The following is a 10,071-nucleotide window of genomic DNA, read 5'->3' as shown; positions in this document are numbered from 1 at the left end:
TCCTGAGCGAGCAAGGCTGGTTGAGCGCATTGGTGATTACCCACATTGGGATGCGATCTGGCTTTGAGTAAAGGGTTGTCTTCATCGCCGGGCAGCCCGCACCCACAGGGGGTGGTTGGCGCTGCACCAGTGGGAGCCGGCTTGCCCACAACCATAGAATCTCCCACACGGTGACAAGGCCGAAAAAAGCGCTAGACGGCCAGGGTTATTGCGCTGGCAGCAACTGCAACCCCAAATACAGGCTCAACATGCCCTCCAGCCGCAACGGGTCCACCTCGCCGACCTCGGCAATGCGCTCCAGGCGGTACCGCAGGCTGTTGCGGTGGATCCCCAGCGCGTCGGCGCAGGCCTGGCTCTGCCCGTCGTGGGCGCACCAGGCACGCAGGGTCGCCAGCAGTTGCCCACTGGTGTCCTTGGCGCGGATGCGCTGCAACGGCTCGAGCAGTTCCTCCAGGGCATCGTCGTTGCGGTGGCGCCAGAGCAAGGCGGGCAACCGGTAACGGCCAAGGCTGAGCAGGCGCTCGCCTGGCAGCACTTCACGACCATACGCCAGCAAGTCCCGAATCCGCCGGTAGCCGCGACGTAATTGCTCCAAGCTATGCGCCACGTTGCCCAGGGCCAGGCGCTCGACCTGCCAGCCATGGCGTGCCAGGCGCTCGACCAGGCGCTGCTCGTCCAAGGCCACGCTCGCCGGGCGACACCAGAGCAGCGAATGCCGCGAAGGGCTGACGCACCAGCTGTCCGGGAAGCGGCTCATAAACCAGCCGGCCAAGGTTTCCGCCGGTGGCCCGGACTCGAGCTCGAACAGGCAGGGCACCCGGGCCAATTGGGGTTTGAGGCCCAACTGCCGAGCCTCGTCGAGCAAGCGCGGTGAGTCGCCGCTGCTACCCAGCAGCAAGGCCAATAGGTCATCGCAGCGTTGGCGCCGCCATTGCTGCTCCACTTGCAGGTGACGCTGGGCCAGGAGCATCTCGGCAGTCATGCGCACCAGCTCGCCGTAGGTGCGCAACTGCTGCGGGTCCCCCGTCAGCCCCAATACTCCGATCAGCCGACCATCGAGCATCAAGGGCAGGTTCACCCCCGGTTGCACGCCCTTCAGCCATTTGGCCGCGTCCACGTCCAGCTCGACGATCCGGCCGTTGGCCAATACCAGTTGCGCGCCTTCGTGGCGGGTGTTGATCCGCTCCGGCTCGCCACTGCCGAGGATCAGGCCCTGGCTATCCATGACATTGACGTTGCACGGGAGGATGGCCATCGCCCGGTCGACGATGTCCTGCGCCAGGTCGTGGTCCAGTTCGAACATGCAAGGATCCTTGGTAGGCTTTGGTCGCCGGCACAGCAGCTGGCGCCAGAGGCTGTGCAAAAGCACAAAGACAGCCGCGCCGTGCTCACCGAGACTCGTCAGGGCGAGCGCCGGAACAGGCGACGCGGCGACAACCATAACAAAAGAGAACCCGATCATGGCACACAGCCCCGCCCCTGACCAAGGCAAAGACATCACCCGCGATGCACTGTACCGGCGCATCACCCTGCGGCTGATTCCGTTCATTTTCATCTGCTACCTGTTCAACTACCTGGACCGCGTCAACGTCGGCTTCGCCAAGCTGCAGATGCTCGACGCGCTGCAGTTCAGCGAAACCGTCTACGGCCTCGGCGCCGGTATCTTCTTCATCGGCTACGTGCTGTGCGGCCTGCCCAGCAACCTGGCGCTCAACCGCTTCGGCCCGCGGCGTTGGATCGCGGTGATGATGATCGCCTGGGGCACCCTTTCGACCTGCCTGCTGTTCGTCACCACCCCCACCGAGTTCTACGCCCTGCGCCTGCTCACCGGCGCCGCCGAGGCGGGCTTCTTCCCGGGCGTGGTGCTGTACCTGTCGCGCTGGTTCCCGGCGGACCGCCGCGGCCGCATCATGGCGCTGTTCATGTCGGCGATACCGGTCTCGGGCCTGCTCGGCGGGCCGTTCTCTGGCTGGATCCTCGACCACTTCGCCGCCGGTCAGCATGGCCTGGCCGGCTGGCAGTGGATGTTCCTGATCCAGGGCCTACCCACCGTCGCGTTGGGGATCCTGGCGGTCATGTTGCTCAGTGACGGCTACCAGAAAGCGGCCTGGCTGAGCCCGGCCGAACGCCAGCTGATCGAAGCCGACCTCAAGGCCGACGCGGCCTCCAAGCCAGCCGCCCGCGGTGATGGCGTGCTCGCCGTGCTGAGCAATCCGTTGATCTGGACCTTCGGCTTCGTCTATTTCTGCATCCAGAGCGGTGTATACGCGATCAACTTCTGGCTGCCGTCGATCATCAAGAACCTGGGCTTCGACAGCCCACTGCTGATCGGTTGGCTGAGCGCGATCCCGTACCTGCTGGCGGGGGTGTTCATGATTGTCGTCGGCCGTTCGGCTGACCTGCGCAACGAACGCCGCTGGCACCTTGTGGTACCGATGCTGATGGGCGCCATCGGCCTGCTGATCGCGGTGAACTTCGCCCAGAACCCGACCATCGCCCTGCTCGGGCTGTCCATCGCCACCATGGGCGCGCTCACCGGCCTGCCGATGTTCTGGCCGATGCCGACGGCCCTGCTCAGCGCCAGTGCCGCAGTGGCGGGCCTGGCGATCATCAACTCGGTGGGCCAGATGGCGGGCTTCCTGAGCCCTTACCTGGTCGGTTTCATCAAGGACCACACCGGCTCGACCGATGCCGCGCTGTATTCGCTGGCGGCGTTGATCGTGTTGGGCAGCCTGGTGGCGCTGCGGGTGACCCGTGCCGGTGCGCTGAAGGCCGTTCGCGCCGACTGACAAGCCAGGTCTGCGCTGCACATGCGGCGCAGACGCTTGTGGGGCCGGCGGTGCGACTTGTCCCGGGATCAAGGGGCGAAGCCCTTGCCAGGCGACGGTGATAGTGGGCCCGCGGCACCCCGATCGTCGGTTGCTTGCATCCCCTGCGCGACAAGGGCGTCAAATGGACCTGAACGGTTCTATGGAGACGCCCCATGGCCCAGCACAGCGTGGCCCGCCTCGACCAGCTCGACGAACGCAAGCCCCTGCGAGCCCAGGCCGGCACCGAAGAAATCATCCTCATTCGCCAAGGCGACCAGGTCCACGCCTACCAGGGCAACTGCCCACATGCCGGGGCGCCCCTCGAAGAAGGCGCCTTGTGCGGCGGCCTGCTGGTCTGCCCCTGGCACAAGGCGGCCTTCGCCGTGGACGAGGGCGCCGTGTGCGAACCTCCAGCCCTGGCGGACCTGCGCCGCTACCCGGTGCAGGTCAAGGACGGCGAGATCTGGGTCGATGACCAGGCCATGCCGATGAACGACCCGCCCAGACACAGCGACGCCCGCTGTTTCGTGGTGATCGGGGCCGGCGCCGCAGGTACCGCGGCCGTGGCCACGTTACTGGGGCACGGTTTCGGTGGTCGCCTGGTGTGGGTGGACCAGGAGCGCCAGCCCTCCTACGACCGTACCGCCCTGAGCAAGTTCGTCATCGCCGGGCAGATGCCACCCGACGAGGTCCCTGCCCTGCTGGAGCCCGGCGCCTTGCGCCGTGGCCATCTGGAGCGCGTGTACGGCAAGGTGCGCATCCTCGATGTCGACAAACGCCAGGTGGTCCTGGCCGACGGCAAGCGTCTGGACTACGACGCCGCCCTGCTGGCCACCGGCGGCAAGCCCAAGCGCCTGGATCTTCCGGGCGCACAGTTGCCAGGCATCTGCCTGCTGCGCTCCCGGGACGACGCCGCCCATCTGCTCGACGCGGCCGAGCCCGGGCAATCGGTGGTCATCGTCGGCGATGGGTTCATCGGCCTGGAGGCGGCCTCGGCGTTGCGCAAGCAGGGTTTGAACGTGCATGTGGTGACCCGCCATGACATTCCCCTGGCCAAGCAACTTGGCGAGCGCATCGGCCACACTTTGCGCGAGCTGCACGAGCGCAAGGGCGTGGTGTTCCATGGGCCCACCGAGGTGCAGCGCTTCGAAGGCACGGACAGGGTCCAGGCGGTGCTGCTGGCCAACGGCGAGCGCCTGGACGCCCCCTTGGTCCTGCTGGGCGTCGGCGTAAAGCCAGCGACTGCCTTCGTGCATGGCCTGCCCCTGGCCGATGACCAGTCGCTGGTGGTGAACGCTCAGATGCAGGCCGCCGAAGGCCTTTGGGCCGCCGGGGATATCGCCACGTTCCCGCTCACCGGCCGCCCGGCGCGCATCGAACATTGGCGCCTGGCCCAGCAGCATGGCGTCATTGCCGCCGCCAACATGCTCGGCGAGCAGCGCCGTTACGACGACGTGCCGTTTTTCTGGACCTACCAGCACGGGCGCACCCTGGAGGTGCTCGGCCACGGGCGCAACTGGAACCGCATCGAGTACGTCGGCGAACCGGAACAAGGCAACTTCATCGCCCTGCAATGTATCGACGACCAGGTCGAAGCGGTGATCGCCAAAGGTTATTCCAGGGCCATGGCTGCCTTGTCGCAGCGGATGAAGCGGCCGCTGACCAGCCGCGAGGCACGGGAATTGATCGATGCATGGCCGGATTGAGAATTCGGTTCACCCTCCGCACCCGAGGCCCGGTATTCTCGCAGAGGCGTCTTACCGTTGACGGGCCAAGCCTTTCAATGCCCGGGGGATATGTGTAAAACAGCTCGACACTCCCAGACAAAAGGCCCCCAGCATGATCTACCGTTCCCTCGGCCATAGTGGCCTCCAGGTCTCCGCGCTCACCCTGGGCAGCATGATGTTCGGCGAGCAGACCAGCACCGAGGACTCGCTGCGCATCATCGACAAAGCCTGGGACCAGGGCATCAATTTCATCGACACCGCTGACGTCTACAACGCTGGCCGTTCGGAGGAGATCGTCGGTGAAGCCGTGGCGCGCCATCGCCAGGACTGGATCGTCGCTTCCAAGGCCGGCTATGGCCCGGTGGACGGGGTGCCGAACCGCAGCGGGCTGTCGCGCAAGCACCTGTTCAATGCCCTCGACGCCTCCCTGACGCGCATGGGCCTGGACTACCTGGACATCTACTACTTGCACCGCGAAGACCACAACGTGCCGCTGGAAGAGACCGTACGGGCGATCGGCGATCTGCTGCAGCAGGGCAAGATCCGCTATTGGGGCGTGTCCAACTTCCGCGGCTGGCGCATCGCCGAAATCTGCAATCTGGCCGAGCGCCTGGGTGTGGCCAAGCCTGTGGTGAGCCAGCCGCTGTACAACATCGTCAACCGCCAGGCCGAACCTGAACAGCTGACCGCCGCGGCCTACCACGGCCTGGGCGTGGTGCCGTTCAGCCCGCTGGCCCGTGGCGTGCTCAGCGGCAAATATGCGCCGGGCTCCACGCCCGACGCCGGCAGCCGCGCCGGGCGCCAGGACAAGCGCATCATGGAGGTCGAATGGCGCCAGGAGTCATTGGCCATCGCTCAGAAGATCCACGCCTATACCGATGCCAAGGGTGTGGGTATCGTCGAGTTCGCCATCGCCTGGGTGCTGAACAATCGCCTGGTCAGCTCGGCGATCGTCGGCCCGCGTACCGAGGCCCAGTGGGATACCTATGCGGGCGCGCTGGAGGTGAAGATCAGCGCCGAGGACGAGGCCTTCATCGATTCGCTGGTGACCCCGGGGCATGCCTCGACACCCGGCTTCAACGATGTGGCGCATTTCGTCACCGGGCGGTTGCCACGCGCCTGAGCCTACGTGGCCGCGCTGCGGCCGATCACGGGGCGAGCCTGCTCCCACAGGGCTGCGGGAGCAGGTGGCGGGGAAATGTTGCGCTCAGCGCCCTGCTTCGGCGGCCTGCGCCGGGCCCAGGTATTTCTGGGTCCAGGTCGCCAGGGGCAGCGGTGGCTGCTGCTCGACGATGCGTCGCCAGATCAGCACCAGGTCCTGGGCGTTGAACATCGAACCGACGCCGTCGCCCAGCCACAGCGTGGGGGTACCGGCGGTCCAGTGGCCTGCTCCATCACGGCTGGCCATGTTGAAGCGGAAGGTGTAGTTACCCGGTATGCCCATGCGCAGGTCGGTCACGACCAGGGCATCGCCCACCACGTCATAGCGCAGCCAGCCATCGGTGAACCAGCGCAGACGCTCGTGCAGCGGCACGCCGTCGAGCACCTTGGCCGCGTCCAGGTTCAGCGACTGGCGCTGCATTTCCGGCGGCTGGCGGTCGAACAGGCTACTGACGCCTTCGTAGTAATGCCCATCGGGGGTCTTGGCCAGCACGCGCCATACTAGGCTGTTGAACGCGATCGGCACGGCCCGCACTTCGATGACGGCGATGCCCTGCTGGTCCAGCGCGAACTGGAAACGCTGCTCGGCCGCCATGCGCCCGGCCAGGCCAAAGCCCAGGTAGGCGGTGCTGAACACCAGCGCCAGGGTCAGCAGCGGGATCGCCCTGCCCTGCATCCCCCTGAATGCCGCGTACAGCACGGCCGCGAGCAACGGCACGGTGTACACCGGGTCGATGATGAACACCGCCGCCCAACTCTCCGGAGTGAGGTGCAATGGCCAGAACAACTGGGTGCCATAGACCGTGAAGGCATCGAGGATCGGGTGTGTCACCAGGGCCAGCCAGAAGGCCAGGAACAGCCTCGGCCAGCGATAATCCTTCTCGGGCCAGCGCCTTCGGCCGATCGCGCTCACCAGCCAGGCCAGCAGCAGGGCCAGGCCGGTGAGGACGAAGATCGAATGGGAAAAGCCCCGGTGGTAGGTCATCTGCGACACCGGGTCGGCGTAGCGAATGACCACGTCCAGGTCCGGCAAGGTGCCCAGGGCCGCGCCGTAAAGCAATGAGCGGCGGCCCTGAATGCGCCCCAGCACCGCACCTTGCAAGGCCGCACCGAGGACGGCTTGGGTCAGTGAATCCAAGGTAGAACCCCCTGAGAACATCGTTTTCAGGAAACTACCTTCATCCTGGCTGACAGTGCAAACTGTGCCGAAGCCTCCCCTTATTTTTGCGGACTATTTGTGGGGCGGGCTTGTCCTGCGATTGGGCCGGGCCCGATATCACCGTCGCTTGGCAAGGGCTGGGTGATCTCCCACAGGGGGTAGCGCTTGCCACTTGTTCTTCGTGCGACAACGCAGCCCGAAAGGCAGGGTGATCTGCCAATAGCCGTTATAGGCAGAGCCTGCGGCCTCCTGTCGCAGGGGGCAGCCCCTTGGGTAAAACGCGCCGAGGCCTTAGAATCGCGCCTCCTTTTCGCCCCGTTGCCTATCCCAAGCCCCAACTGCCCCCCAAAGCGGTGAGCGGCGTCTGGGTCGCATCCCTTGCCAGGCACGCCCGCGCAGCCCTTGCGCCATCGAAAAGGCACACTCGTGGCTTTCTCCAACTAGAGGTAACTATGTCTGCGCGTTTGCTGGCCATGGCGCTGGCACCCCTGCTTGGGCTGTTCATCATTGCCCTGGGCAACGGCTTCCTGTCTTCCCTCACTACCTTGCGCCTGGGCGACGCCGGTGAATCGGCGACCATGATCGGTATCGTCTCGTCGGCCTATTTCATCGGCCTGACCCTCGGCGCGATCTTCAACGACCGGCTGATCCTGCGTATCGGCCATATCCGCGCCTACACCAGTTTCGCGTCCTTGATCGCAGCGACCATCCTGCTGCAGGGGTTGTTCTACGACACCACCTGGTGGTTCGCCCTGCGCCTGATCAACGGCTGGGCTGCGGTCGGCGTGTTCCTGGTCATCGAAAGCTGGCTGCTGCTGGCAGGCGACCCGAAGATCCGCGGCCGCCTGCTGGCGCTGTACATGATTGCCTTCTACGGTGCCGGCGTGCTGGCCCAGGCCACCCTGGGCGAAATCACCGGTTGGGGCGCTACCGCACCGTTCATGGTCGCGGGCATGCTGGCCACGCTGTCGGTGGTGCCGATCGTGGTGTTGCCGCGGGTGTCGCCACTGCTTGACCAGGTCGAACCGCTCAAGCCGCGCCAACTGCTCGGCATCGCCCCCACCGGCCTGGTGGGCTGCTTCGGCTCGGGCGTGGCCATCGCCGGCATCTATGCCCTGCTGCCGCTGTACCTGCAGCGTATCGGCATGGACGTAGGCGAGGTCGGCGAAATGATGGCCTGGGTGATCCTCGGCGCGATGCTGTTGCAGTACCCGGTCGGGCGCTGGTCCGACCGTAAGGACCGCCAGCTGGTGCTGATCGCCCTGGCGGCGATGTGTACCGTGCTGTCGGTGGTGATCGTGCTGCTGCCTTCCGATTCGGCGTTGCTGCCGGCCATGCTGTTCCTGCTCGGTGGCGGTGTGTTCGCGCTGTACCCGGTGGCGGTCAGCAGCGCTGCCGACCGCGCCCCGTCCGATGCCCTGGTGCCGATGATCCAAGGCCTGCTGTTGATCAACTCGCTGGGCTCGTCCATGGCCCCGCTGGCCATCTCGCCGGTGATGAGCGCCTATGGCGAGGCCGGGCTGTTCTGGGCCTTCGCGGTGATCAACCTGGCCATGGTCGGCTTCTTCGTGTGGCGGCGTGGCAAGCGCCCGGCACCGGAGCACCCGGCACCTTTCGCCCCGGCGGCCACCTTCTCACCGACCGGCGCGGAGCTGCGGGTCACCGAGGAATTGATGCACGCCGCCCAGGAGCATCCGACCATGGCCGATGCGGTAAGCGGCGAAAACCCGGTACACCGGGCCGAGACCCACTGACTGCCCGGGGGGCTGCGGAGCAGCCCCTACCGCTGGTCGCCTGCCGGGCACCCTGCCCGGCCCTGGGCAGACGAACCTAGTGTGGTTGTTATTTGTGAACACCACACGAGGACAATCATCCCGACAGGAGATTCGCCATGGTTCGCTTCCAGCCCCTGTTCCTTGCCCTGTGCCTGGGCCTTTCCAGTGGCGCCGCAGTTGCCGCCACGGACATGAACGGCACCGGCAGCCCTCCCCACGACGACCACACCTCGGGCGAGCACCCTCGCGGCAGCACGGCCGGTGAAGGCAGCAGCACCAACAACCCCGGCGGCACTCAGGACAACGACAGTAGCGACACCGGCACCGATTCCGATGCAGCCGACGGCACTACCGGTGGTTCGAACAACACCGGCGAAGCGACCGGCACCGGCGCAGGCGGCTCCGGCGGTACCGCAGAGGACCAAGACAGCCGCTGAACGCCAGCAGAATCTTCAGGAGCAGGCCTGCGCGCGAACCTCGGCGCCACCAGTGCCATGCCCCGTGCCGTCAGCGCCAGTAACGTGCGTCGTCTGCCACGCGCTCGTGGGCCTGGAACAACACCGGCAACTGCTCCTTGAGAAAGTCCAGCCACGTACGCACCTTGGCGTCGAGGTAATGGCGCGATGGGTAAATCGCGTAGATCTCCCGCTGACGCAGGCGGTGGGGCGCCAGGAGTCGACACAGGCGCCCCTCCTCGATCGCCTGTGTTGCCGAATAATACGGCAGCAGGCCAATCCCCATGCCCAGCTCGGTGGCCTTGAGCATGGCGTCAGCGACATTGGTGAGGAAGGTGTCCTGGGGCACGATCACACAGTTGTCCGGCCCTTCGAACGACCAATCCTCCTCGAACAACGGGTCGACCGTGCGTAGGCAGACATGCTGGTGCAGATCTTGCGGGCGCTGGGGCACGCCATGGCGAGCCAGGTACTCGGGAGAGGCGCAGAGAATGCTGTAGATACTGCCCAGCGGGATGGCGATCAACTGCGAGTCCGGCAGGCCTTGGCCGATGGTGATCACCACGTCCTGGCCATCGGCCACCGCATCCGGGTTGCGCTGGGACAGGGTCAGCTCCATCACCACGTCCGGGCAGGCGGCGTTGTAGCGGGCCACCAGCGGCATCATCAACAGGCCCAGGCCATGGGTGCAATGAAAACGCAGGCGGCCGCGGGGCGTGAGGTGGGCGCCGCGGGCTTCGTCCATGGCCTCCTCGGTAAGCAGCATGATCTGCCGCGAACGCTCCAGAAAACGCTCCCCCGCCTCGCTCATGCGCAGCCTGCGGGTGGTGCGGTGCAGCAGGCGGGTCTGCAGCTGGTTCTCCAGCTCCGCAACGATGCGCGACACCTGCGCGGCAGAAATATCCAGGGCATTGGCCGCAGCGGCGAAGCTGCCGCATTCCACTACCCGGGCGAAGGTTCGCATGGCGTGCAGCATGTCCATAT

Annotated in this window: 8 protein-coding genes; 5 read left to right on the top strand and 3 right to left on the bottom strand. The window is 66.0% G+C overall.

Annotated elements, in window-relative coordinates; translation table 11 throughout:
* Positions 1-205: 205 nt before the first annotated feature.
* Positions 206-1,303 carry a sugar diacid recognition domain-containing protein gene (locus IRZ56_RS20945; protein WP_196146700.1) on the bottom strand — a complete coding sequence of 366 codons (1,098 nt, stop codon included), beginning with the start codon at positions 1,301-1,303 and terminating at the stop codon, positions 206-208.
* Between the two features lie 157 nt (positions 1,304-1,460).
* On the opposite strand from IRZ56_RS20945, the gene IRZ56_RS20940 reads away from it, so the two are divergent.
* The 3 genes from IRZ56_RS20940 (at position 1,461) to IRZ56_RS20930 (ending at position 5,660) form a co-directional block, all read left to right on the top strand.
* Positions 1,461-2,789, top strand: a complete 1,329-nt coding sequence (locus IRZ56_RS20940; RefSeq protein ID WP_196146699.1) for an MFS transporter — start codon at positions 1,461-1,463, stop codon at positions 2,787-2,789.
* A gap of 194 nt (positions 2,790-2,983) precedes the next feature.
* Positions 2,984-4,516: an FAD-dependent oxidoreductase gene (locus tag IRZ56_RS20935; RefSeq protein WP_196146698.1), complete on the top strand. Its 1,533-nt coding sequence runs from the start codon at positions 2,984-2,986 to the stop codon at positions 4,514-4,516.
* A gap of 133 nt (positions 4,517-4,649) precedes the next feature.
* Positions 4,650-5,660: an aldo/keto reductase gene (locus IRZ56_RS20930; protein WP_196146697.1), complete on the top strand. Its 1,011-nt coding sequence runs from the start codon at positions 4,650-4,652 to the stop codon at positions 5,658-5,660.
* Between the two features lie 84 nt (positions 5,661-5,744).
* Here the strand turns inward: IRZ56_RS20930 and IRZ56_RS20925 are convergent, their stop codons facing one another.
* The gene (locus tag IRZ56_RS20925) at positions 5,745-6,836 is read right to left on the bottom strand and encodes a metal-dependent hydrolase (protein WP_196146696.1); all 1,092 of its coding nucleotides are present in this window, start codon (positions 6,834-6,836) and stop codon (positions 5,745-5,747) included.
* Between the two features lie 473 nt (positions 6,837-7,309).
* On the opposite strand from IRZ56_RS20925, the gene IRZ56_RS20920 reads away from it, so the two are divergent.
* On the top strand, positions 7,310-8,611 hold the full coding sequence (locus IRZ56_RS20920) for an MFS transporter (protein WP_196146695.1): 1,302 nt from the start codon (positions 7,310-7,312) through the stop codon (positions 8,609-8,611).
* Positions 8,612-8,748: 137 nt separating this feature from the next.
* Entirely contained in the window at positions 8,749-9,069 is a 321-nt protein-coding gene (locus IRZ56_RS20915; protein WP_196146694.1) for a hypothetical protein, read from the top strand.
* Between the two features lie 70 nt (positions 9,070-9,139).
* Here the strand turns inward: IRZ56_RS20915 and IRZ56_RS20910 are convergent, their stop codons facing one another.
* Positions 9,140-10,069: a LysR family transcriptional regulator gene (locus tag IRZ56_RS20910; RefSeq protein WP_196146693.1), complete on the bottom strand. Its 930-nt coding sequence runs from the start codon at positions 10,067-10,069 to the stop codon at positions 9,140-9,142.
* Between the last annotated feature and the right edge of the window lie 2 nt (positions 10,070-10,071).

The sequence above is a fragment of the Pseudomonas guariconensis genome (genome assembly GCF_015680235.1).
Classification (GTDB): Bacteria; Pseudomonadota; Gammaproteobacteria; order Pseudomonadales; family Pseudomonadaceae; genus Aquipseudomonas; species Aquipseudomonas guariconensis_A.
The sequence above is the reverse complement of the archived record's forward strand: the minus strand, read 5'-3'. Positions and strand labels throughout refer to the sequence as shown.